The following is a 22,345-nucleotide window of genomic DNA, read 5'->3' on the forward strand; positions in this document are numbered from 1 at the left end:
CGCCGCGTCGTGCAGCCGTTTGCCGGCCGGGTCCAGCGCGACCGCGTGATGGTCGCTCTTGCCGACGTCCAGGCCCAGGAATACGCCGTACTCGTCGCTCACGTCTTCATCTCCCACGATGTCCATCATGGGCTCGGCCGCTGATCAGGCGTCGGACTGCCGGCAGCCACGTTACGGAGAGACCTACCCGAAGGTGGCCGGGTCCCTATCAGCGGTCTCGCCGACGCCACCCGGCCCGGCGACAACACCCCCCGGATCATTGGTTCGACAGGGGCGGTAAGCCATACCGGACCGAGCGACCGAGCAGCCCCCGGCTGGGGACGATCAAAAGGTAACGGGGGAGGGAGATGGCCGGGCGCGACGGGTAGGGCCGGGCGCGAAGGGCGGGGCGGGCGGGAAAGAGCGTGGGGCGAGATGCGGACGGTACGGCTGGGTGCGAGGTCGGTTAGGCAGCAGGAGGCGGGCTCGGCGCGAGGGAGGGAGGGAGGGAGGGAGGGCGGCCCGCCGTGACGCAGACGGGGTGGGCGCGAGGAAGGAAGGGGGTCAGTGGAGGTCTATGACGGGGTGGGTCAGGGAGTGGGCTTTGGTGCGCACGTCATCGCGTACGGCATGGAGGGTCAAATGGGTTAAGGCTGGGAGCTCCACCAAGGCGTCTATGGAGTCGGGGGCGTGGACGGTCAGGGTGGTCAAATGGGGGAGGGCGGCCAACGACTCCAGCTCGAGCCGAGAAGGGGTGCCGATGAACTCGACGTGGCGTAGCCCGGTGAAGCGCTCTATGCCCTGCAAGTTGCGGTCGGGTGGCCGGTTCTCCAGGACCAGCTCGGTCAGCGGCAGCGTGTCCGGGAGGTCGTGCAAGCCGGCGGTGAGGGTGCGGTCGCGGATCACCAGGCGGGTGATGGGGGCGCCGGTCAAGGTGGGCAGGGAGGCGTTCATCAGGTAGAGGCGCAGCTCGGTCAGGCGGGTGTGGCGCAGCGGGGACAGGTCGCGCAGCATGGGGCAGCTGGCCAGGTGCAGGACGCGCAGCTCGCGGGCTGTGGTCAGTGGGGTCAGGTTGCGCAGGACCGTGTTCTGCAAGAGCTCCAGGCGGCGCAGGTTGGGGATGGCGGCCAACGGGTCCAGTGGGGTCAGGTCGCCGCGGCACGAGACCGTGGTCAGGCGGCGCAGGTGGCGCAGATACTGGACGCGGGACCAGCGCTGGATGTCCAGGCGGCGGTCGCCGAAGTCGACGTCGGCCAGGACCTCGGTGGCGTAGCGCTCGGGGTCGTCCGAGACGCGCCAGGCGCGGAGCAGCTCGTCGATGACCAGGGCCTGGTCGATCGCGGTGAAACGGGCGATGGTGTCCCGGGCGGCCTCGCCGCCGATCATGGCGGCGGTGCGGACCACGCCGGCGGCCTGCTCGTCGTTCAAGCCCTCCGGGCCCGGCAGCAGCTCCAGGACGAACGGGCCGGCGCGGGCCAGCAGTTCGGCGTCGTCGAGGCTTGCGGGCGGGATGAGGCGCTGCGCGGCCCGGTGGACCTGATCGCGGATCTCGTCGCTCTCGGTGACGTCGGCCTGGGCCAGGCAGGCCGCGGCCAGCAGGCGCAGGCGGTCGTGGACGGCGGGGCGTTCCCGGGCGGCGGCGTTGCCGGCGAGCAGGTCGCCCAGGAGGCGTTCGCGTTCGATCGGGCGGGCGTGGGCCACGGCCATGATGACCACGTCGTGCCACGGGTCCAGGTGGGCGTTCTCGATCAGCAGGCCCAGGTCGCCGGCGTCGACGACCTCCTTCGCCGCCAGGTAGTCGCGGAAGGTGCGGTGCACGAACTGGATCTGGCCGTCGTACACCTCGCGGAGCAGGCCGGTGCGTTCGAGCGTGCGCTGCAGGACGGCTTCGGGCTCGGCGTGCTCGGGCCGGATGCCGCGCATCGCGTGCCGGATGCGGTGCACGGCCTGGTCGCGGGGGAGCAGGATGTCCTGGTTCTTGACCAGCGAATACGCCAGGCGCTGCAGGATGACGACCTGCTCCTCCATGCTCAGCGCGGGCGCCTGGTCGAGGCGCACGCCGCGCCGCTCGTCCCAGCGCAGCAGCAGAAGCTCCAGGGCGGCGTCGTAGAGGCTCTTGCGGTCGCGCGGCATGTGCATGTGCCGGTCCTGGTAGAGCGCGCAGATCAGGCCGGCCAGCAGCGGGTTGGCGGCCAGCCGGCGCAGCTCGGGCCGGGTCGCGATCAGCTCGCCCAGCTCGCGGCGGCAGGTGGCCAGCCACTCGTGCATGCCGGGCTCGTCGCCGTACTCCTCCTGGGCGGCCTCGTGCCAGCGCGACAGGAAGTCCTGGATGCCCTGGGCGCTGAGCGACAGCAGGTCGAACGGCACGAAGTCCAGCCACTCCTCCTCGATCGCGGGCGGGCGGCTGGTCACCACGTAACGCGCGCCGGGGTAGACCTCGGCCAGCGAAGCCACCCAGTCGCGGACGGCCTCGCGTTTCTCCGGCGGCAGCTCGTCCACGCCGTCGATCAGCAGGGTGGCCCCGCCCGCGGCCAGGCGGCGGCTGGCCCACCCGGCCGGCATCTCGCCGAGGATCGTTCCCGCGATGATGCCGGGCAGCTGCTCCGGCGAGGGAAAGCCGGCGCCGTCGTGTGCGAACTGGCGCAGCGGCACGAAGAACGGCACCAGGCCGGTCTGGGCGGCGGCGATCCACTGCAGCAGGGTGGTCTTGCCGGCCCCGGCGCCGCCGCGGATCACGGCGCGGGGATGGTCGGCGAGGGCGTTGGCGACGTCGATGCCGACCCCGGTCAGACCCTCCTCGTCGTCGTCCGGGGCGCCGCGGGCCACGGCCAGCGACACGTACTTGTCGAAGGCGTGCCGCCGGGGACGCCGGCCGCGGGTGACGCCGAACAGCTCGAACTGCCCGAGCCGCTTGGTGACGACCTCCACATACCGGGCGGTGAAGACGGAGTCCGGGTCGGGGAGGCCGGAGGGCTTGCGGATCTCGCGGTACGTACGGAGCTGGAGCAGCCGTTCGAAGCCCGGCTGCGCCTGCAGCGCGGTCACGACGTGGTCGCAGGTCACCCCGATGACGCGGCGGTAGACGGTCTCGCCGGCCGCTGACAGCCCGGCCCGTTGCGCCACCGCCGTGCCGCGGGACTCGACCGCCTTGGCCAGGCGTGACGGGTCGAGGTCGAGCTCGAAGACCAGGTCGAGGGTGACGCCGGCGCCGGCCAGCGCGGCCGCGGCGGCGTCGGTGGCGGCCTGCCACTCGTCGGGCGAAAGGGCCCGCAGGTCGGCCAGGCGGCGGCGGGTGGTGTCGACGGCCCGGTCGAGCTCGCGGGAACCGAGCTGGGCGGCCGGCAACCGGCGCCGCCGCATCTCGAGCACGAGCTCGGTGGTGAGCCCCTGCACGAGCTGGCCGGCGACGCCCAGCAGCGCGACGAAGAACGCGTCAGTCATCCGCTACCGGCGCGAGCCGTAGCGCAGCAGGTGGAACTGGGTACCGGCCGTGCCGAAGTTGTCGTCGGTGACGGCGACGATCGAGCGGCTGCCGTCGGCCAGGCGCGGACCCCAGGTCAGGCCCTCCACGTTGTCGGCGGCGGGGAACTCGAAGAGGAGCTTCTTGCTCATCGCCTTCTCGGTGCCGGTCAAGGCCGTACGGCCGGCAGCGTTGGTGGCGCCGCGCGTCGAAGTCCAGAAGATCTGGATGGTGAAGCCGACGCCGCCCGCATAGCTGCGCTCGACGGCCAGGAAATCCGTCTGGTTGATGGCCAGCAGGTCGGTCAGGCCGCGATCCTGGTACGGGTTCGCGGGGTCGGTCGCCGCGTGCGCGATCGGGCTGACCGGATAGACGTACTCGGCCCGCGCCCGGCCCGACCGCCGGTCGAGCACGAGCACCCGCGACTTGCTGCCGTTGGTCAGCGTGGCGGCCGGGCCGTCCTGCACGAGCGCGTTCTCGGTCGCCGTGATCAGCGAACGGCCATCGGCGGAGACGGTCAAAGACTCAAGAGCGAGGTTATTGCGTACGCCTGAAGTCGCACTCGGAAGATAAGCGGCCGGCAGACGGTACTCGCGGCGGAAAGCGCCGTCGTGTGACGTCTCCCGCACGAACGGGGGGATGCCGGTCGAGGCGGCGCCCTCGCTGGTCCACGCGAGACGATCGGTGCCGGGCAGTTCCCGTACGGCCTCGGGGTCGACCGTGCCGTTGGCGAACGGCTGACCGTTCGTGTCGCGCAGCGTCGTCACGCCCGTGACCACCGGCGTGCCCAGGCCCTTCCGCGAGACCGGCAGCCGCAGGGTGTAATAGCGGGCCGGTGCGATGGACGACCGGTCGTCGCTGATCGCCACGTAGCGGCCGGTGCGCGGGTCGTAGTCGATGCCGGAAATGCCGCCGAACGGCTGGCCGGGCGCGAACACGGCCGAGTCCACCAGCGACAGGGACGGCACGCCGGCCGCGGGATGGGCGAAGGCGGGCGAAGCGGCAAGCACACCGGCGGCCGCGGCGGCGGCGACGATGATGGACAGACGTCGAATCATCGATCCTTTCTAGGACCGCGATGTGAACGCCGGGCAACCTTTGCGGCGGCGGCGCGCATTGAGAGGGTGACGAAGGGGGAACATCGATGCGCGCGGACGCGGAGCGCGAGTACGTCGAATACGCGAGGGCCGGGGTGCCCCGGTTGCAGCGCCTCGCGTACACGCTGTGCGGGGACGCTCACCGTGCCTCCGACCTGGTGCAGAACACGCTGGTCAAGCTCTACACCCGGTGGCATCGGATACGCACGGTGGAGCACCTGGACGCGTACGTCCGCAAGATGCTGTTGCGGCAGTTCCTGATCGAGCAGCGGAACCCATGTGCACGCATCCGGCTATCCCGTGAGGTCTCGAATGGCGGGTGAGGTGCCGGAGAGGCCGGTGCACGAGAACCAGGACCGGCCGGCGCTGGTGGCGGCGCTGAAGAAGCTGCCGCCGAGGCAGCGGGCGGTGCTGGTGCTGCGCTTCGTCTACGACCTGCCGGTCGGCGAGGTGGCCGAGATGCTCGACATCAGCGACGGCACGGTCAAGAGCCAGAGCGCCAAGGGATTGGCCAAGATGCGCCACCTGCTCGAGGAGCCGGTGGCCGCCGCACAGTGGAGGAAGCATGGGAACTGACCGCCTGGCGGCGCTGCGCGACCTGGACGTGCCGCCGCTCGACGTGAGCATCGACCGGGCCGTCGCCACCGGCCGTCGCCGGGTCGCGATGAGAAGGGCCGGGGCGGCGGCGTTCAGCGTGCTGGCCGTCGCGGGAGTGGTGGCCGCGGTGAACCGGCCGCCCGACCAGAAGTCGATCACTCCGGCGGCGAACGACTGCCAGGTGGCGGCGCTCGCGATGCCGGCGGGAGAGAAGCAGGTGACGACGACCGCCATCGACCCTGCGGGCCGCTTCATCACCGGGGCGGTGCCGGCCTCGGAGGAGACCGGAGGGCAGGGGCGGGCGCTGCTGTGGACGGACGGTCAGGTGAAGGACCTGGGCGTCACAGGCTTCGGGCCGACCCCGCTCGGGGTCAACGCCGGCGGGACGGTGGTCGGCGGCGTCACCCGCGGCGAGCGCCAGGTCGCGTGGGCGTGGACGAACGGGACGCTCCGCATCCTGCCTGTCCCGGCCGGCAGCGACGCCACGGCCAACGCGATCAACACGCGAGGCGACATCGTCGGCGTGGTGGCCGGGCGGGCGGCGTTCTGGCCCGCGGCCGACCCGCTGAAGGTGCACCTGCTGAACGCGCCGGGGGAGTCGGGCGCGCTCGGCATCGGCGACGAGGAGCTGATCGTCGGCCACGCGGCCGGCAAGCCGTACGTCTGGAAGTCCACGGTCGAGGGCGGCCCGCTGCCCAGCACGGGCGAGGGCAGCGCGACCGCGATCAGTGGTGACTGGATCGTCGGTACTTCCGGCCCGTCCACCCGCGAGGGGGTCATCGCCTCCCCGCGCATGGGCCCGAACGCGGCCGGCCCCACCGTCCGCTGGCAGATGGACGGCAAGCCGGCCCAGCCGGTGCCCGGCATGGCCGCCGCCGGCATCACCAGCACAGGCGTCGTCGCGGGCGTCACGACGAAGACGGAACTCAACCCGCCGTATCGCGAAGCCACTCTCTCGACCCGCCGCCTGCCCCACTTGAGCGCCGACCGCGACTACGACGTGGCCACCGCCATCAGCGCCGACGGCACCGTCATAGCGGGCGAGCAGCCCAGCGAGACAGTCACCCGACCTCTCATCTGGCGGTGTTGATAGACCGAGATCCGGTGATTCACGGTTGTTGATGTCCCGTAAGATGAGGCGTCGCAACAGGCATGGGTGCCGGCGCTTTCCGATCGGCCATCCTCGCGATCTGGATAGCGGTGACGTCGGACCTTATCGACAAGATTCGCCTGCTTGCGGAGCAGGGCGAGCCCGCGGCGGCGGCGAGCGCGAAAGAGCTGGAAACCGCAATCGCCAGTTCCGACAAGGTTGCGCTGCAGCGATTCGAGAATGGGCTGTTGGATACGGCTCGCGATCAACTGCATTTCCTGGGAAATCGCGAATACGACGAGCTGAGCAGACTGAAGGCCGATCGAAACCTGTGCGCCCATCCAGCGTATGTCGGTGGCGACGACGAGTTGTTCAACCCCGGACCGGAGTTGGTGCGCGCCCATCTCGCCGCAGCAGTGGACGGGCTTCTCGCGCATGGCCCTGTGGCGGGACGCAAGGCTATCGAGAGATTCATCCGAGAGATCAGTCAGCCGTCGTTCCCCCGGTCCGACAGCAAGCTGGCGGAGTATCTCAAAGACAGCTATCTGGACCGGGGCTCCGCGACGCTGCGGTCAAACCTGATGAAGGCTGTCTGCAAGGCGACGCTGGCCGCCGACGTCAGCCCTACGATCCGCTGGCGGTGCGCCCGCACCGCGATGGCGATGTTCAGCCTTGCCCGGGCTGAGCTCGAACAGGCTGCCCGCCAGCTCCTCAATGATCGGCAGGACAATCTGGACGATGCAGGATTGATGCGGCTTGTCACGGGGCTGTGTTATCTGCCCTTCACGTGGGATGCGCTGCGGTTGGGCACGCGTAATCGCATCGAGCAGCTGATGCGCGAAGTGGAGGTCACCGAGCTTCTGGATACTTACGAACTCTTCGGTCCATTACCGGCCGCTCCCATCGACGGCATGCTGATAGAGCGTCTTTTCGACGTTGTGACCGAGGTGGGAAAGAAGCGGCGCGTAGTGGAACTTTATCGACCGGAGCCGCGCTTGCTTCCCAAGTTGGAGGAGTTGCTCGAGGTCCACGCGACGTATATCTTCGCCGGCGGCGTCCTTCGTTGGATAAACGCCATCGCGGAGATTCTTTCGGCTGCGGATGTGGAGCGGATTCTCGAAATCGCCGCCAGTAATACGCAGGTTTACCAGTCTGTGCTGGCGAACGAGCAGCTGGCTATCCTTCGGGAGCTCACCATCGAGCGCCTCGGCATCGCCGATCAATGGCGCGCCTATGATGCGCGTATCGCCCTCATGCTCGGCATCGATCCGCCCGCTGCCGATCAGCAACCGTCGAACGCTGGGAGTTGACCTGCCGCGATCCGCCTCGCGCGCGGTTGCTGCCGCACACGACGAACACGCCTGTGCCGAGCCGGCGTTTGAGGTGTGTGGCGGAACGGGATGCCCGGTTCGTGCCCTGGCGTCGGGGATGTCATACGCTTTCCGGCGATGACGCGCACCGCCCTCTTCTGTAGCCGTCTGGTGGCGGCGTCCTGGTTCAATCTTGCCGGCTTCGCGGCCATCGTGATCAATGCCATCACGCTGGGTCTCGAGACGTACGATCCGGTGGTCGCGGCGGCCGGGCCGGTGCTGCATGCGATCGAGTACGCCTGTGTCGCGTACTTCGTTGTCGAGTTGCTCGTGCGGTTCGGGGCCTCCGGTTCGGCATTCTTCCGGGACCGGTGGAACCTGTTCGATCTCGTCATCGTGGCCGCGCCGCTGCTGCCGGGCGTGCGGGAGAACGTGACACTGCTGAGGCTGTTGCGGCTGGCGCGGATCGTGCGCACGTTCCGGTTCTTCCCCAGCCTGCGCATCATCCTGATCGGGATCCGGCGCAGTCTGCCCGGGCTCGGCAGCTTCCTGCTCGTCACCGTTCTTCTGCTGTACGGGTACGCGATCCTGGGCTGGATGATGTTCGGCGAGGCCTACCCCGAGCGGTACGGCACCGTCGGGCAGGCCATGCTCACACTGTTCCTCCTGTTGTCGCTGGACGGCATCACCGACACGTTGCAGGCCGGGCGTGAGGTGACCGAGTGGGCGGTGCTCTATTACGTGTCGTACATGGTCGCCGCCTGTTATCTCCTCACGAATCTGCTCGTCGGCGTGGTGCTGACCGCGCTGCAGGAAGCCCACGACGAGACCCGGGGCGCCAAGGCGTCCGAGCCGCCGCTGCACGAGCAACTGGCCCGCCTGCATCAGCTGATCGACGAGCTGGAGCGGCGCCTGCCGCAGACAGGGAAGCAGGAGAGCCTGCCGGGTCCGCGAACCATGGAGAGGGAACTCCTGAAAGACTGACGATCATGGCGACCGAGGGCAGCACCCGGGCTGTGATCACCGCGCTGGGCGCGAACCTGCTGATCGGCGTGTCCAAGTTCGTGGCGGCGGCGATCACCGGGTCGGCCTCGATGCTGGCCGAGGGCGTGCACTCGGTGGCCGACTCGGCCAACCAGGTGCTGCTGCTGATCGGCGGGCGCCGGGCCAAGCGGCCCGCCTCGGCGCTGCACCCGTTCGGGTACGCGCGGGAACGGTACGTCTACGCCTTCCTGGTGGCGATCATCCTGTTCAGCCTGGGCGGGCTCTACGCCGTCTACGAGGGCTATCACAAGATCAGGGACCCGCATCCGCTGGAGTCGCCGATCGTCGCCGTGGTCGTCCTCGTGATCGCGGCCGCGCTCGAGGGCTACGCCCTGCGCACCGCGGTCGGCGAGGCCAACCGGACCCGCGGCAAGCGCGACTGGCTGGCCTTCATCCGGCGCACCCGCAACCCCGAGCTGCCGGTGATCCTGCTCGAGGACAGCGGCGCCCTGATCGGCCTGCTGTTCGCCCTGCTCGGCGTCGGGCTGAGCGTGGCCACCGGCAACGGCGTCTTCGACGGCATCGCCACCCTGTGCATCGGCCTGTTGCTGGTGACCGTGGCCGTGCTGCTGGCCACCGAGACCAAGAGCCTGATCATCGGCGAGTCGGCCGTGCCCGAGCAGATCGCCGCGATCGAGCGGGCGCTGCTCGACGCGCCCGGCGTGGATCAGGTGATCCACCTGCGCACCATGCATCTCGGCCCGGACGAGCTGCTGCTCGCTGCCAAGATCGGCGTCGGGGCGGAGGACGAGGGCCGCGACATCGCCGCCACCATCGACGACGCCGAGGCTCGGGTCCGTGCTGCCGTACCCTCGGCGAAAGTGATCTATCTGGAGCCGGACATCTACCGGCCGGCGTCCTAGGGAGTGTGCCGTGGGCAGCTACGGATGGCAGATCGTCCTGGTCGTGTTCCTGGTGCTGCTCAACGCCGCGTTCTCCGGCAGCGAGATGGCGCTGATCTCGCTGCGGGACAGCCAGTTGCAGCGCCTGGAGCGCAAGTCGCGCACCGGGGCGACGCTGGCGAAGCTGGCGCGTGACCCCAACCGGTTCCTGGCCACCATCCAGATCGGCATCACCCTGGCCGGCTTCCTGGCCTCGGCGTCGGCCGCGGTGTCGCTGGCCAAGCCGCTGACCGGGCCGCTGAGCTTCCTGGGCAGTGCGGCCGAGCCGGTGTCGATCGTGCTGGTCACCATCGTGCTGACCTTCTTCACCCTGGTCGTCGGCGAGCTGGCGCCGAAGCGGATCGCCATGCAGCGGGCCGAGGGCTGGGCGCTGATGGTGGCCCGCCCGCTGGACTTCCTCTCGACGCTGGCGCGGCCGGTCAACTGGCTTCTCGGCAAGTCGACCGACCTTCTGGTCCGCCTGACCGGCGTCGACCCGAACGCGACCCGCGAAGAGGTCAGCACCGAGGAGATCCGCGATCTCGTGACCCAGCAGCAGGAGTTCACCCCGGAGCAGCGGACCATCATCAGCGGGGCCTTCGAGATCGCCGACCGGGTGCTGCGCGAGATCCTTGTCCCGCGCCGCGACGTGCTGGTGATCCCGGCCGACCTGCCCGCCCACGAGGCCCTGGCCCGGCTCGTGGCCGGCGGGCACTCCCGGGCGCCGGTGACCGGGCCGATGGGCCTGGACGACGTGCTCGGCGTGACCCACCTGCGCGACCTGATCGACGCCCGGGGGCCCGTGCAGGACCACATGTTCGACGCGCTCTTCCTGCCCGAGAGCCTCAAGGTCTCCGACGCGATGATGCAGCTGCGCGGCCAGCGCCAGCAGCTGGCCCTGGTCGTCGACGAGCGCGGCGCCATCGACGGGATCGTCACGATGGAGGACCTGGTCGAGGAGGTCGTGGGCGAGATCTACGACGAGACCGACCGCGACGTGCAGTCGGTCGTGCGCGAGGCCGACGGCGCGCTGATCATGCCGGGCACCTTCCCGATCCACGACCTGCCCGACGTCGGCATCGACATCGAGCGCCTCGAGGACGCCGACTACACCACCGTGGCCGGGCTGGTGCTCTCCAAGCTCGGGCACATCCCGACCGCGCCCGGCGAGACCGTGACCATCGACGGCGCCACGGCCGAGGTCACCCGGGTCGCGGGCCGGGCCATCACCGAGATCCGCTGGCGGAAACCCGTACCGGAATCCCGTTGAGCACGCTGTTGCCCGACAGCGGATCGATCGTCAGCTCGTCGGTGAGCAGGTTGGAGTTGACGCCCGGATGGCCGGCCGCGACCCGCATGCGGGTGCCGGGCACGCCGTGGCCCCAGCCGTGCGGCAGGCTCACCACGCCGGGCATGACCCGGTCGGTGACCTCGACGGTCGCGTGCAGCAGGCCGGCGCGCGAGGTCACCTGAGCCTCGTCGCCGTCCTTGACCTCCAGCCGCTGGGCGTCGACCGGGTTGACCTGCAACGTGCACCGGTCGCGGCCTTTCACCAGCGCCGGCACGTTGTGCATCCAGCTGTTGTTCGACCGCAGATGCCGCCGCCCGATCAGCACGAGATCGTCGCGCCGCCGGCCCAGCGCCTCCTTGAGCCGCGCGGTCTCGGCCACGAGCGGGGCCGGGCACAGCTCGACCGTCCCGCTCGCCGTCCGCAACACCTCCGGGATGCGCGGCTCCAACGGTCCGAGATCGACACCGTGCGGGCTGTCGAGGAGCTTTTTCAGGGTCAACCCCTTTGGTTGTACGCCGAACAGGTCGCCATAAGCACCGGTCCGCACCGCCACGTCGAGCAGGCGCTCGGCCGGATGATCACCGGTGACCTCGGCCCGCAGCTCGGCCGCGTCCCGCCCGAGCGGACCGGCCGCCTTCTCCAGCAGCGCGGTCAACATCTGCTCGTGCACGACCGGCGCCTCGACGTCGCGGCCCGCGATGATCGCCGTGAGCCGGGCCAGGATGTCGCACTCGTCCAGGCTGCCCTCGTCGGCCGGCAGCACGGCCGGTGAGTACGCGGCGAAGTTGCGCACGGCCAGGGCCAGGAACGAGAAGTCGTAATGGCCCTTGCGGGCCGGGTCGGTCGGCGGCAGGATCACGTCGGCGTGCCGGGTCGTCTCGTTCAGGTACGGATCGACGCTGACCATGAAGTCGAGCCCGGACAGCGCCCGGTCGAGCCGCCCACTGTTCGGTGTGGACAGCACCGGGTTGCCGGCGACCGTGACGAACCCGCGGACCTGACCGTCGCCCGGCGTCTCGATCTCGTCGGCCAGCACCGACACCGGCAGCTCGCCCTTGACCTCGGGCAGCCCCCGCACCCGGCTGTGCCAGCGCCCGACCCGGAAGCCCTTGCCGCCGGGCCGGCTCTGCTTGCGGGTGTGCGCGGCCAGCGGGAACATCACGCCGCCGGGCTTGTCGAGGTTGCCGGTGAGCACGTTGACCACGTCGATGAGCCAGCTGGTCAGGGTGCCGAACTCGACCGTGCACGTGCCGATCCGCCCGTAGACGGCCGCGCTCGGCGCGGCCGCCAGCTCGCGGGCCAGCGCGACGATCCGCTCGGCCGGCACGCCGCACGCCGCGGCGGCCACCTCGGGCGGGAAGTCGCCCGCGAGAACCCGTACACCCTCGACGCCGGAGATGTGGGGACCCACGTCGGTGAGCTCCTCGGCGAACAGGGTGTGCACGATGCCGAAGAGCAGGAACGCGTCGGTGCCGGGCCGGATGAACAGATGCTCGTCGGCGTGCTCGGCCGTGCGGGTGCGCCGCGGATCGACCACGATGAAGCGGCCGCCGCGCTGCTGGATCGCCCGCAGCCGGCCCGGGAAGTCGGCCGCCGTGGCCAGGCTGCCGTTGGACTCCCACGGGTTGGCGCCCAGGATGAGCAGCAGATCGGTGCGGTCGATGTCGGGCACCGGGATGGCCAGCGGGTTGCCGTAGAGATAGCCGCACGAGACGTGCTTGGGCATCTGGTCGACCGTGCTCGCCGAGAACGTGTTCTTGCTGCCCAGAGCCTTGACCAGCGGGGTCACGTAGAGGCCGCCGGCCATGGTGTGCACGTTCGGGTTGCCGAGATAAAGAGCGACGGCGTCTCGTCCGTACGCCTGAAGAATCGGTCCGAGACCGTTTTTGATTTCGGCGAACGCCTCCTCCCAGCTCACCTCGACGTGCCGGCCGTCGCGGCGCACCAGCGGGCGGCGCAGCCGATCGGGATCGTCGGTGAGCTGGCCGAACGTCGCGCCCTTGGGACAGACGAAGCCGTGACTGAAGACGTGGTCGCGGTCGCCGCGGGCCGCCACCACCCGGTCGGCCGCGATGGTGAGCTCCAGGCCGCAGGCGGCCTCACAGAGCGGACAGGTTCGATATGCCGTACGCGTCGTCGCCTCAGCCATCGTGTCATGGTGCCATGATTCGACGATCTTCGAGCTGGTTGCGGCTGTGAGATAGACACGCTTGCATGCGAAGACTACTGACGGCGGCGGCGGTCGCCGTGACACTTGTCGTAGGCATGGCCGGGAGCGCGGTCGCCGCGCCACCGACCGCCCCGGACCCGGGCGGTGGCTGGTCCGTGGTGGACGGAAAGCTGGTGTTCACCGCCGAGAAGCGGGTGCCGATGGGCGACGCGGCGGTCGAGTTCTGGTCGGGAAACCGGCTGCTCGGAAAGGCGAAACCGCACCCGGACGGGCGGACCTTCTCGCTCTCCACGTCCGGCCCCCTCGACGACCTCTCCGTCCGGGCGGGCGGAAAACGCCTGGACCGCTCACCCGCGCGTGCGGCGAAGGCGGCCCCGGCGGCCCCCGCACCCGCCCTGCGGCCTCCGGGCAGCGTGGACCCCGGCGTTCCCGGGCCCTATCGGACGGTCACCTCGGAATACGACCTGGCGCCGGTGAAGCTGGAATACCCCGAGCCGGTCGAGACGAAGGCCGTCGTCGTGGCGCCGGTCAACGCGACCGGCAAACGGCCCCTCGCGCTGTTCCTGCACGGCCGGCACTCGGTCTGCTATCAGGGCGACAGCGAGGAGGTTCCGCAAGAATGGCCGTGCCCCGAAGGGACGCTGCCGATTCCCAGCTACCGCGGCTATCTCCAGGCGCAGGAACTGCTCGCCTCGCAGGGCTACATGACCGTGTCGATCTCGGCCAACGGCATCAACGGGCAGGACTGGGCGAGCGAGGACGGCGGCGCGCAGGCCCGGGCCGAACTGGTGCGCCACCATCTCGCGCTGCTCGCCAAGGACCACCGGGTGGATCTGTCGAAGGTCTATCTCGTCGGGCACTCGCGCGGCGGTGAAGGCGTGAGCCGGGCCGCGATGGCCGCCGACAAGCGGTGGACCATTCGCGGGCTGCTGCTGATCGGGCCGACGCTGTTCGGGCACAACCCGGTGCCGGACGTGCCGTCGGCGACCATTCTGCCCGGCTGCGACGGCGACGTCTTCGACCTGCAAGGGCAGATGTACGTCGACGAGACCCGTGGCGTGAGCCGCGGGAAAGCGCTGCACAGCGCCCTCTACTTCATCGGGGCCAACCACAACTTCTTCAACACGGAATGGACGCCGGGACAGGCGGCGGCGCCCGCGTGGGACGACTTCTACAGCGGGGACGCCACCGATCCGGTCTGCTCGCCGGGCACGCCCACGCGGTTGACGCCGGCGCAGCAGCAGAAGGCGGGAGCGACCTACATCGCGGCCGCGGCGCGGCTGTTCGTGCAGGACGACGACCGGGTGCTGCCGCTGCTCGACGGCAGCGGGGTGCGGGCGCCGTCGGCCGATCCGGCTCGCGTGCTCAGCCACGCGCTGGGCGGCAACCGCAGCCCGGTGCTGATTCCCGGTCCCGCGGTCAAGGGCGTGCGGATCTGTGAGCAGGTCACGAATGTGGCGGCGCGCTCGTGCCTCGACCCGGAGGACATCGACTCGCGGATCGGGCACTTCACGACCTTCGGGCCGATCGTGCCCGAGCCGGGCCGGTACGCGGTGTCGCTGTCCGGAGCCAAACAACGTGCCCTGCTGCCCCGGCCGGTGCGGGTGGACAGCGGCACGCTGGCGCTGCGGGTCATCGTCCCGCCGAACACCAGCAACACGACGTTCGGGGTCACCGCGATCGCGGCCGACGGTCGCCGGGTGGCGCTCGGAGACGTACGGCTGAATGGTCTGCCCGGCACCGAACTGACGACCTCGTACTGGGGTCAGGAGGTTCGGCTGCCGATTCCGCGCCTGACCGTCAAGGCGCTCGAATTCTCCGGATCCGGGCCCGCTTTCGTGCTCGACGCGTGGGCGTACGGCAAAGGGACCCCGCCCACCGGAACCCCGAACCTGCCGCAACTGGACATCGGAAATCTGACCGTCGCCGAAGGCGACTCGGGAGTGAAGACCTATCAGGTGCCGGTGACGGTGGCCGGGCGTGGAAAGGGCCAGGTGCGGTTCTTCCTGGTCGACGCGTTCACCTACGAGGTGACGAAGACGTGGCTGGTCACCGTAGACCGTTCGCTGACCGTGCCGTTCCGGGTCGAGGGCGACGAGATGTACGGCGAAGGGGAGGGCGAATATCTGTTCGCGAAAGCCGAGCGGGGCTTCCAGATCCGCGACTACATCGGCGGGATCACGGTCGAGAACGACGATCCGGAACCGACCGTCAGCGCGGCCGTCACATCGGTGCGCAAGGCCGAGGGGGAGACCCTGAGCTGGGAGCTGAAACTGTCGGCGCCGGTCGAGTCGGCCTATTACGTGGGCGCGGCGCCGGAACCGCCGAACGGTCCCGAGCTTTCCAGCACCGACGTCGATCCGACGTGGTTCCGCGACGTGGCCTGGGAGGAGCCGGAACCGTCGCGGCCGCTCTCCTCGACCGAGGCGCTGCCGTGGGCCGTCTTCGAGCCGGGCTCCCAGACGGGCTCGCTCGTCGTTCCGACCATCACCGACACGCTGGCCGAGCCCGATGAATCGGTCGAGCTGCACGTGACGCCCGACCTTGTGCTGACCGGAACGGTGAGCGGAAGCTGAGGCGCATGACCAATCATGTGTACCGGCTCAGCGAGGTAGTGGGCAGCAGCCCGACCAGCGTCGACGACGCGATCCGCACGGCGATCTCCAAGGCGAACCGGACCGTCCGCAACATCGAATGGTTCGAGACGCAGGAAATCCGCGGTCAGGTGGTCGACGGGGAGGTCGCGCACTATCAGGTTCGGTTGAAGATCGGCTTCCGGGTCGAGGACTGATTCTTACGCGATGAGAACCGCGGCCATGGCCAGCACGGCGGGAAGCGTCTGCACGTAGATGATCCGCCGGCTGGCCGTGGCCGCGCCGAACACGCCCGCGACGGCCACGCAGGCCAGGAAGAAGATTTTGATGGCGTCGGCGCCGTCGATCAGGCCCCAGATGAGGCCGGCCGCCAGGAAGCCGTTGTAGAGACCCTGGTTGGCGCCGAGGGTCCTGGTCTGCTCGGCGAACTCGGCCGTGGTGCCGAACGCCTTGCGCCCGCGCGGGGTCGTCCAGAGGAACATCTCCAGCACCAGGATGTAGAGGTGGATCAGCGCGACGAGCGCGACCAGGACGTTCGCAACGATGATCATGGGCGCCAGGCTATCGCCACCTGAACAGCGTCTTGATAACCCCCTCCGATGGGTTTCTCCTTGAAGGAGGAGGCGAACGCCATGATCAAAACGAGAGTAGTGGTCGGGGTCGACGGATCCGCGGGTTCCGCGGCGGCGGTGCGGTGGGCCGCCGAGGAGGCCCGGATGCGCCAAGCGGAGCTGCGGGTGCTGATCGCCCGGCACCGTCGAGAGTCCTTCGCTCTGGACGCCCGGCAGGCCGACGCCGACGCCGACACGTCGACAGTGCAGACAGCGGTGCAGCAGGCCCGGGCCGTCGCCCCGGGAGTCTCGGTGCGGGGCGTCGCGCTGCCCGGCTACGCGGTGCCGGTGCTGGTCCACGCGGCCGAGGAGGCGGCCCTGGTGGTGCTCGGCAGCCACGGCGGGCGCAGCTTCTTCGGGCAGGCACACGGATCGGTCTGCAGCCAGGTCGCCACCCAGGCCCAGTGCTGCGTGGTCGTGGTGCGCGGCGGCGAGGTCCCGGCGGACGGCCCGATCGTGGTCGGCGTCAACGACGACCCCGACGCCTCCACGATCATCGGGCGGGCCTTCGAGGAGGCGGCCATGCGCGGGGCGCCGCTCATCGCGGTGACCGTGCGCGACGGCGGCTCGTCGACCGCCGAGGAAGCGCTCGGCACCGAGATCGACCTTCAGCTCGACCCCTGGCGCGAGAAGTATCCGCAGGTGCGGGCCACCCGCGAGGTGATCGGCGGCAAGCCCGACAAGGTGCTGCTGCAACAGTGCCGCCAGGCTCAGCTGGTGGTGGCCGGTGCACGCCAGCAGGGCGCGCTGCTCGGGCCGGTCGGCACCCGGCTGCTGCAACGGGCGGAATGCCCGGTGCTCATCGCGCGCGCCTGACCGCCTGTTCGTAGAGGATCTGCCGGATCTCGTGGGTCTGCCCGTCGGGATAGGTGTCCAGCAGCGCGTGCAGGTCGTTCAGCTCGTCATGGTTGCTGTACATGGCGAGCTCGGCGGCCAGCCGCCGGCGGCGCTGGCGGTTCGCGCGGCGCAGCAGGTAGTCGCATCGCAGAATCAGCAGGCGGGTTCGCAGCTCCATTGCCACTCTCCAGGGCCACTCCTTGGAGTCACCGTACGCCTCCGAGAGAGAAAAATGTCACACCCCTGAGGCAGCATGGCGGGCATGAACCCACCGGCGATCGAAACCACGGGTCTGGTGAAGACCTTCGGCGACAACCGCGCGGTCGACGGCGTCGACCTGACCGTGCCCGCGGGCACGGTCTACGGCCTCCTCGGGCCGAACGGAGCAGGCAAGACCACGGTGGTACGGATGTTGGCGACGCTCCTGCGTCCCGACGGCGGCACCGCCCGCGTGTTCGGCCACGACGTGGTCCGCGAAGCCGACGCGGTCCGCAGCCGGGTCAGCCTCACCGGGCAGTACGCGTCGGTCGACGAAGACCTCACCGGCACCGAAAACCTCGTCCTGCTGGGCCGCCTGCTCGGGCACGGCAAGCGCGCCGCCCGCGACCGGTCGGCGCAGCTGCTCGCGGCGTTCGGGCTGACCGAGGCGGCCGACCGCCAGGTCAAGAAATACTCGGGCGGCATGCGCCGGCGCATCGACATCGCGGCCAGCATCCTCAACACGCCCGACCTGCTGTTCCTCGACGAGCCGACGACCGGGCTCGACCCGCGCAGCCGCAACCAGGTGTGGGACATCATCCGCATCGTGGTCGCCAACGGCACGACGGTGCTGCTGACCACGCAATATCTCGACGAGGCGGACCAGCTGGCCGGGCGCATCGCGGTGATCGACCACGGCCGGGTGATCGCCGAGGGCACGCCCGGCGAGCTCAAGTCGTCCATCGGCGCCGGCACGGTCCACGTGCGACTGCGCGACGCCGCCCAGCGGCCGGCGGCCGAGCGGGTCCTGGCCGAGGAGCTGGGCACGGCCGTGCAGCTCGAGGCCGATCCCGTGGCTTTGACCGCCCGCGCCGACGGCTCTTCCCAGGGTGCGGCCGCGCAGGCGTCACGAGCGCTGGCCCGCCTGGCCGACGCCGGCATCGTTGTGGACGACTTCTCCCTCGGCCAGCCCAGCCTCGACGAGGTCTTCCTGGCCCTGACCTCCTCTACCACTCAGGCGGTGTCGGCATGACCACCACGTCGTCCACCTACACACCCTCCACCGACACCTTCAGCGCTGTGCTGTCCCGCAACGCCGCGCCGTCGCGGCCCGGCGCCCTGGCGGCGTCGCTGACCTTCGGCTGGCGGGCCGTCCTGAAGATCAAGCACGTCCCCGAGCAGCTCTTCGACGTCACCGCGTTCCCGATCATCATGACGCTGATGTTCACGTACCTGTTCGGCGGCGCGCTGGCCGGCTCCACCAGCGAATACCTGCAGTTCTTCCTGCCCGGCATCATGGTCACCAGCGTCGTCATGATCACGATGTACACCGGCGTCGGCCTCAACACCGACATCGAGAAGGGCGTCTTCGACCGCTTCCGCACCCTGCCGGTGTGGCGCCCGGCCGCCCTGGTCGGCATGATCTTCGGCGACGTCCTGCGCTACATCCTGGCCGCCACCACGATCATGGTGGTCGGCCTGATCCTCGGCTTCCGCCCCGACGGCGGCGTGATGGGCGTGATCGGCGGCATCGCCCTGCTGGTGGTCTTCTCGTTCGCCTTCTCCTGGATCTGGACCATGTTCGGCCTGCTGCTGCGCTCCGAGAAATCGGTGATGGGCGTCAGCATGCTGGTCCTGTTCCCGCTGACCTTCCTCAGCAACGTCTTCGTCGAGCCGTCGACCATGCCCGGCTGGCTCCAGGCCTTCGTCAAGGTCAACCCCATCACCCACCTGGTCTCGGCCATCCGCTCGATCATGGCCGGCGACCCCGACATGCCCGAGATCATGTGGACCCTGCTGGCCAGCGCCGTCCTGGTCATCGTCTTCGGCGCCGTGACCATGCGCCTCTACAACCGGAAGTAGGTGGTTTGTGCGTTTGGCCTAAGATCCCTGGAATGTTGCTCACCCGGTTGTGGCGCAAGCACCACGAAGCGGCCAAGTTCCTCATGGTCGGCGGCGTCTGCTTCCTGGCGACGACGTTCATCAACTACGCCCTGAAGCTGACCGTGCTGCACGAGAAGCCGGTCACGGCCCTGGCCATAGCCACCGTGCTCAGCACGATCCTGTCGTACGTGCTGAACCGCGAATGGTCCTTCCGGACCCGGGGCGGCCGCGAACAGCGCCACGAGGCCGCCCTGTTCTTCGCCGTCAGCGCCGTCGGCATCGTGCTCACGCTGATCCCGCTCTGGGTGTCCCGCTACGTCCTGCTCCTGCGCGTCCCCGAGGTGAGCCGCCCCGCCCAGGAGATAGCCGACTTCGTCAGCGGCATCATCCTCGGCACCCTGCTCGCCATGGTCTTCCGCTTGTGGGCCTTCAAGAAGTTCGTCTTCCCCCACCCGGAGGCCCGGCCCCGGCCCGCCTCCCGGCGTTCCGCCCGGGGCCCCCGAAGCCCCATCACGAAGCACAAGCCGGTCAAGCGCGCCCGCCGCTGAGCGGTCGCGTTCGCCTCCGGCCATGAATCGATCACGCGCTCTCGGCCCCGTCCTGGCCTTGGTGATCGCTGCCGCCGTCCTGGCCGGCGCAGTGGCCTGGGCGCACGTGCCTGCCAGGCTGCACCTGCACGGAGGGTTCGTCGACCTCTCGGTATACCAGTACGGCGGCCGGCTGGCGTTCGACGGCCTGCCTCTGTACGGGTCGCGGGACCCGGCAACCAACCTGCGCTTCACCTATCCGCCGTTCGCGGCGGCGGCGATGATTCCGCTGGGATTCCTGCCCGGGTGGCTCGTCACGGCGTTGTGGACCGCGGCGTCGGTGGGCGCGCTGGCCGGGGCCATCCTGGTGGTGGGCCGCGCCCTGCGCCGCCCCGTTCCGGGATGGCTGGCCGCACTGCTGGCCGGTGGCGCGTTCGCGCTGGAACCGGTGTGGCAGAACCTGACCTTCGGCCAGATCAACCTGCTGCTGATGCTGGCGGTGCTGATCGACCTGGTACACCCGGAACGGCGCTGGTCCGGCCTGCTCGTGGGCATCGCCGCCGGTGTGAAACTGACCCCGCTGGTGTTCGTCGTGCTGCTGATAATGGTCGGCCGCCGGTCGACGGCGGGCCGGGCGCTCCTGGCCTTCGCCGCCACCGTCGCCATCGGCTTCGCGGTCGCCCCCGGCCCGGCCACGACGTATTGGACCGAGGGCCTGTTCAAGGCGGGCCGGGTCGGGCCACCGGAACTGGCCCACAACCAGTCGGTGTTCGGCGCGCTCACCCGGCTGCTCGACGGGGTGCCGCCGAACCTGCTGTGGCTCGCGGTCGCCGGGCCGCTCGCCCTGGCCGTCGTGGCCCTCGCCGCCGTGTGGTGGCGCCGCGGCGACCGGGTGCTCGGAACCGGCTTCGGAGCGCTGGCCATGCTGCTCGCCTCGCCGGTCTCCTGGTCCCACCACTGGGTGTGGGCGGTGCCCATCGGGCTGGCGCTCTGGGCCTACAGCCGGTGGGCGGCCGCCCTGTGGACCGCGGTGTTCGCGTCCCGCATGTTCGTGTGGTCGCCGTGGGGTCAGCGCCGCGAGTACGGCTGGGGCCCGATCGAGCACATCCTGGGCAACGCCTATCTGCTCGCCGCGCTCGCCCTCTGCCTCTGGGCCGTCGTCCTGCTCAGCCGTCAGGCCGGCCCGATCACCAGACGCGCAGGCCCGAGTCCCGCCAGCGAACCCGCACAGCCCCTCATGACATGACAAGCAGCGATCCAGGCACCTAGGTGCCTGCTGCCCAGGGGCCGCCACCAGCCCTCCCGCTGGAGAACGTCGTCTTCGCCCCGCGAGTCTGGCTGTTGACCTCGGAGCTGAGCCGGTCGTGGCATACCGGACCGGATGCTTCGCTCCCCACCCAGACGAAATCCGGATGGTGGTGCGCCCCCAGATCGATGATGGTGTTCGCCGGCCGTGCCCGGAGCCGTCCCAGAACGCCGCCTCCACTCGCAGACCCACTTGTCCGTGCAGTCATCCAGCGGACTCGCCATCGCCGTGGCCGTCTTCCCCCATCCGCCCTCCGGCGGCACCAGGACGGCGACGCCCATGCGTGCGGCGACGATGTCGGGCTGGATCAGACAGGCTGCGGGTTCGTCCGAAGGATGTCGCCGACCGGCGAGCCCGATGCCGGTGTCGGTTCGGTCAGGTCGGCAGGTGGTCGCTGGTGCGGAGCCAGGCGTCCTCGGACTCGTAGTCGAACCAGGTCGCGGTCAGATCGGGGTCCACGCCCGGTGGAGTCCATGCGGGGTGGTGGGCCGCCTGGTCGAGGAGTGGCGTCACCGCGTGAGTGACCGTCGCGGCGTAGGTGCCGACGGGGCGGTAACCCAGGGCCTCGGCGGCTCTGGTGTCCAATGTGATCGGCGGGAGGCTGTGCCAGGGATGGCGTCCCAGCTGCGTGGGGGCGCTGTCGTCCAGGAGGACCTCGCGCCAGTGATGGCCGGTCAGGGCGGCGATCGTGCGGGAGATCGTTAAACCGTCGGGGGCGTCGGGGTCGGCGGCGTTGAGGATGCGGCGTCCGGGGTTCTCCGCCACGGTTTCGGCCAAGGCGGCGATGTTGACCGCCGCGGACGGGTGGTCGGCGCCGCGGCCGTGGCCGGCCAGCAGGATCGCTGGGCGGCGGTCGACGGCGCGCTTCACGAAATACCACTCGCGGGGCGGGGTGGCGCCTTCGCCGTGCACCTTCGACGGGCGCAGCACCGTCACCGGCCGGCCGCTGTCGAGGAGGGCGTGCTCGGCGGCGACCTTGTTGGCGCCGTAGCCCTCCGCCGAGTTGTAGGGCATGTCGCCCGGCTTCATGGTGGGCTGCCGCTCGGTCACCGGGCCGTCGAAGCGGGGAGGCGAAGCCGAGTTGACGTGGTTGCCGTCGGCGTCGACGTAGACCGCCTTGCTGGAGATCATCGCGGCCGAGCCGACGTCGCCGAGCAGCGGAAGCAGCACGCGGGCCTGGGCACCCGTGAAGCACACGCAGTCGAGAAGAAAGTCGAACCCACCCCCGACCGCCGAAGCCAGCCCCACGGCGTCGTCGCGGTCGACCGCCCGGAACTGCACCCCGGCCACCTCCAGATCCGCGGGCATGTGCCCGGGATCCCGGCCCGTGACGGTGACCCGCCACCCGGCCGACACCAGGCGGCGCGCCACCGCGCGCCCGATCAATCCCGTTCCCCCGACAACCAAAGCCGACCGCACAACGAGCCCCCGAATCCGGCGCTGCCTTCTCCAACCCGGCGAGACCCTAC

At 70.1% G+C, this 22,345-nt stretch carries 20 protein-coding genes and 1 pseudogene; 14 read left to right on the forward strand and 7 right to left on the reverse strand.

The annotated features are described in order from the left end of the window. Positions 1 to 543 precede the first annotated feature (543 nt). Together CRP55_RS42275 and CRP55_RS42280 are read right to left on the reverse strand one after the other, a co-directional pair. Complete coding sequence (locus CRP55_RS42275; protein WP_097327654.1) at positions 544 to 3,420, reverse strand: NACHT domain-containing protein; 2,877 nt, start codon at positions 3,418 to 3,420, stop codon at positions 544 to 546. Positions 3,421 to 3,423: 3 nt separating this feature from the next. Beyond that, positions 3,424 to 4,497, reverse strand: a complete 1,074-nt coding sequence (locus CRP55_RS42280) for an esterase-like activity of phytase family protein (protein ID WP_097327655.1) — start codon at positions 4,495 to 4,497, stop codon at positions 3,424 to 3,426. An 86-nt stretch (positions 4,498 to 4,583) separates the two neighbouring features. Between CRP55_RS42280 and CRP55_RS55295 the strand changes: the two genes are divergently transcribed. The 4 genes from CRP55_RS55295 to CRP55_RS42295 all read left to right on the forward strand — a co-directional run bounded on the left by CRP55_RS55295 (position 4,584) and on the right by CRP55_RS42295 (position 7,533). Beyond that, positions 4,584 to 4,859 (forward strand): sigma factor, encoded by a 276-nt coding sequence (locus CRP55_RS55295; protein WP_245923719.1) that lies wholly within the window; start codon positions 4,584 to 4,586, stop codon positions 4,857 to 4,859. Next, entirely contained in the window at positions 4,849 to 5,112 is a 264-nt protein-coding gene (locus CRP55_RS55300) for a sigma-70 family RNA polymerase sigma factor (RefSeq protein WP_245923720.1), read from the forward strand. Before CRP55_RS55295 ends, CRP55_RS55300 begins: the two co-directional genes overlap by 11 nt. Then, positions 5,102 to 6,223, forward strand: a complete 1,122-nt coding sequence (locus CRP55_RS42290; protein WP_097327656.1) for a hypothetical protein — start codon at positions 5,102 to 5,104, stop codon at positions 6,221 to 6,223. The genes CRP55_RS55300 and CRP55_RS42290 overlap by 11 nt, the downstream gene beginning before the upstream one ends. 62 nt (positions 6,224 to 6,285) lie before the next feature. Next, positions 6,286 to 7,533, forward strand: coding sequence for a hypothetical protein (locus CRP55_RS42295; protein WP_097327657.1), 1,248 nt, complete (start codon positions 6,286 to 6,288; stop codon positions 7,531 to 7,533). On the opposite strand, the pseudogene CRP55_RS56395 reads toward CRP55_RS42295, so the two are convergent. After that, a pseudogene (locus tag CRP55_RS56395) lies at positions 7,475 to 7,606 on the reverse strand (DUF6196 family protein); the annotation flags it as partial. The gene CRP55_RS42295 and the pseudogene CRP55_RS56395 sit on opposite strands and share 59 nt — an antisense overlap. Positions 7,607 to 7,671: 65 nt before the next feature. Between CRP55_RS56395 and CRP55_RS42300 the strand changes: the two are divergent. Genes CRP55_RS42300 through CRP55_RS42310 form a run of 3 tightly spaced genes read left to right on the forward strand, consistent with a single transcriptional unit; the run spans position 7,672 to position 10,728 of the window. Then, positions 7,672 to 8,517, forward strand: coding sequence for an ion transporter (locus CRP55_RS42300; RefSeq protein ID WP_097327658.1), 846 nt, complete (start codon positions 7,672 to 7,674; stop codon positions 8,515 to 8,517). A gap of 5 nt (positions 8,518 to 8,522) precedes the next feature. Next, the gene (locus CRP55_RS42305) at positions 8,523 to 9,440 is read left to right on the forward strand and encodes a cation diffusion facilitator family transporter (RefSeq protein ID WP_097327659.1); all 918 of its coding nucleotides are present in this window, start codon (positions 8,523 to 8,525) and stop codon (positions 9,438 to 9,440) included. Positions 9,441 to 9,450: 10 nt separating this feature from the next. Further along, entirely contained in the window at positions 9,451 to 10,728 is a 1,278-nt protein-coding gene (locus tag CRP55_RS42310; RefSeq protein WP_097327660.1) for a hemolysin family protein, read from the forward strand. Here CRP55_RS42310 and CRP55_RS42315 read toward each other — a convergent pair. Next, a complete protein-coding gene (locus tag CRP55_RS42315; protein ID WP_097327661.1) occupies positions 10,685 to 12,898 on the reverse strand; it encodes a molybdopterin oxidoreductase family protein in 2,214 nt (737 codons plus the stop codon). The genes CRP55_RS42310 and CRP55_RS42315 overlap by 44 nt on opposite strands. 65 nt (positions 12,899 to 12,963) lie before the next feature. Between CRP55_RS42315 and CRP55_RS42320 the strand changes: the two genes are divergently transcribed. Both CRP55_RS42320 and CRP55_RS42325 read left to right on the forward strand, forming a co-directional pair. Further along, positions 12,964 to 15,495: an alpha/beta hydrolase gene (locus tag CRP55_RS42320; protein ID WP_097327662.1), complete on the forward strand. Its 2,532-nt coding sequence runs from the start codon at positions 12,964 to 12,966 to the stop codon at positions 15,493 to 15,495. 5 nt (positions 15,496 to 15,500) lie between these two features. Next, complete coding sequence (locus CRP55_RS42325) at positions 15,501 to 15,710, forward strand: dodecin (protein ID WP_097327663.1); 210 nt, start codon at positions 15,501 to 15,503, stop codon at positions 15,708 to 15,710. 3 nt (positions 15,711 to 15,713) lie between these two features. Here CRP55_RS42325 and CRP55_RS42330 read toward each other — a convergent pair whose 3' ends face one another. Further along, the gene (locus CRP55_RS42330; RefSeq protein WP_097327664.1) at positions 15,714 to 16,064 is read right to left on the reverse strand and encodes a DUF1304 domain-containing protein; all 351 of its coding nucleotides are present in this window, start codon (positions 16,062 to 16,064) and stop codon (positions 15,714 to 15,716) included. 48 nt (positions 16,065 to 16,112) lie between these two features. On the opposite strand from CRP55_RS42330, the gene CRP55_RS42335 reads away from it, so the two are divergent. Next, complete coding sequence (locus CRP55_RS42335) at positions 16,113 to 16,940, forward strand: universal stress protein (protein WP_097327665.1); 828 nt, start codon at positions 16,113 to 16,115, stop codon at positions 16,938 to 16,940. On the opposite strand, the gene CRP55_RS42340 is transcribed toward CRP55_RS42335, so the two are convergent. After that, entirely contained in the window at positions 16,924 to 17,139 is a 216-nt protein-coding gene (locus tag CRP55_RS42340; RefSeq protein ID WP_097327666.1) for a hypothetical protein, read from the reverse strand. The genes CRP55_RS42335 and CRP55_RS42340 overlap by 17 nt on opposite strands. Positions 17,140 to 17,223: 84 nt before the next feature. On the opposite strand from CRP55_RS42340, the gene CRP55_RS42345 reads away from it, so the two are divergent. Genes CRP55_RS42345 through CRP55_RS42360 form a run of 4 tightly spaced genes read left to right on the forward strand, consistent with a single transcriptional unit; the run spans position 17,224 to position 20,816 of the window. Continuing rightward, positions 17,224 to 18,192: an ATP-binding cassette domain-containing protein gene (locus CRP55_RS42345; RefSeq protein WP_097327667.1), complete on the forward strand. Its 969-nt coding sequence runs from the start codon at positions 17,224 to 17,226 to the stop codon at positions 18,190 to 18,192. Further along, the gene (locus CRP55_RS42350) at positions 18,189 to 19,022 is read left to right on the forward strand and encodes an ABC transporter permease (protein ID WP_097327668.1); all 834 of its coding nucleotides are present in this window, start codon (positions 18,189 to 18,191) and stop codon (positions 19,020 to 19,022) included. The genes CRP55_RS42345 and CRP55_RS42350 overlap by 4 nt, the downstream gene beginning before the upstream one ends. Before the next feature lie 32 nt (positions 19,023 to 19,054). Next, on the forward strand, positions 19,055 to 19,591 hold the full coding sequence (locus CRP55_RS42355) for a GtrA family protein (RefSeq protein ID WP_097327669.1): 537 nt from the start codon (positions 19,055 to 19,057) through the stop codon (positions 19,589 to 19,591). Between the two features lie 22 nt (positions 19,592 to 19,613). Continuing rightward, the gene (locus CRP55_RS42360; RefSeq protein ID WP_097327670.1) at positions 19,614 to 20,816 is read left to right on the forward strand and encodes a glycosyltransferase 87 family protein; all 1,203 of its coding nucleotides are present in this window, start codon (positions 19,614 to 19,616) and stop codon (positions 20,814 to 20,816) included. A gap of 435 nt (positions 20,817 to 21,251) precedes the next feature. Here CRP55_RS42360 and CRP55_RS42365 read toward each other — a convergent pair whose 3' ends face one another. Further along, the gene (locus CRP55_RS42365; protein WP_143235316.1) at positions 21,252 to 22,295 is read right to left on the reverse strand and encodes an NAD-dependent epimerase/dehydratase family protein; all 1,044 of its coding nucleotides are present in this window, start codon (positions 22,293 to 22,295) and stop codon (positions 21,252 to 21,254) included. Positions 22,296 to 22,345: the final 50 nt, after the last annotated feature.

The sequence above is a fragment of the Paractinoplanes atraurantiacus genome (assembly GCF_900215205.1).
GTDB lineage: Bacteria > Actinomycetota > Actinomycetes > Mycobacteriales > Micromonosporaceae > Actinoplanes > Actinoplanes atraurantiacus.

Coding starts and splice junctions, on each gene's coding strand:
- CRP55_RS42275 (WP_097327654.1), bottom strand. CDS start 3,420: ATGACTGACGCGTTCTTCGTCGCGCTGCTGGGCGTCGCCGGCCAGCTC.
- CRP55_RS42280 (WP_097327655.1), bottom strand. CDS start 4,497: ATGATTCGACGTCTGTCCATCATCGTCGCCGCCGCCGCGGCCGCCGGT.
- CRP55_RS55295 (WP_245923719.1), top strand. CDS start 4,584: ATGCGCGCGGACGCGGAGCGCGAGTACGTCGAATACGCGAGGGCCGGG.
- CRP55_RS55300 (WP_245923720.1), top strand. CDS start 4,849: ATGGCGGGTGAGGTGCCGGAGAGGCCGGTGCACGAGAACCAGGACCGG.
- CRP55_RS42290 (WP_097327656.1), top strand. CDS start 5,102: ATGGGAACTGACCGCCTGGCGGCGCTGCGCGACCTGGACGTGCCGCCG.
- CRP55_RS42295 (WP_097327657.1), top strand. CDS start 6,286: ATGGGTGCCGGCGCTTTCCGATCGGCCATCCTCGCGATCTGGATAGCG.
- CRP55_RS42300 (WP_097327658.1), top strand. CDS start 7,672: ATGACGCGCACCGCCCTCTTCTGTAGCCGTCTGGTGGCGGCGTCCTGG.
- CRP55_RS42305 (WP_097327659.1), top strand. CDS start 8,523: ATGGCGACCGAGGGCAGCACCCGGGCTGTGATCACCGCGCTGGGCGCG.
- CRP55_RS42315 (WP_097327661.1), bottom strand. CDS start 12,898: ATGGCTGAGGCGACGACGCGTACGGCATATCGAACCTGTCCGCTCTGT.
- CRP55_RS42320 (WP_097327662.1), top strand. CDS start 12,964: ATGCGAAGACTACTGACGGCGGCGGCGGTCGCCGTGACACTTGTCGTA.
- CRP55_RS42325 (WP_097327663.1), top strand. CDS start 15,501: ATGACCAATCATGTGTACCGGCTCAGCGAGGTAGTGGGCAGCAGCCCG.
- CRP55_RS42330 (WP_097327664.1), bottom strand. CDS start 16,064: ATGATCATCGTTGCGAACGTCCTGGTCGCGCTCGTCGCGCTGATCCAC.
- CRP55_RS42335 (WP_097327665.1), top strand. CDS start 16,113: ATGGGTTTCTCCTTGAAGGAGGAGGCGAACGCCATGATCAAAACGAGA.
- CRP55_RS42340 (WP_097327666.1), bottom strand. CDS start 17,139: ATGGAGCTGCGAACCCGCCTGCTGATTCTGCGATGCGACTACCTGCTG.
- CRP55_RS42345 (WP_097327667.1), top strand. CDS start 17,224: ATGAACCCACCGGCGATCGAAACCACGGGTCTGGTGAAGACCTTCGGC.
- CRP55_RS42350 (WP_097327668.1), top strand. CDS start 18,189: ATGACCACCACGTCGTCCACCTACACACCCTCCACCGACACCTTCAGC.
- CRP55_RS42355 (WP_097327669.1), top strand. CDS start 19,055: ATGTTGCTCACCCGGTTGTGGCGCAAGCACCACGAAGCGGCCAAGTTC.
- CRP55_RS42360 (WP_097327670.1), top strand. CDS start 19,614: ATGAATCGATCACGCGCTCTCGGCCCCGTCCTGGCCTTGGTGATCGCT.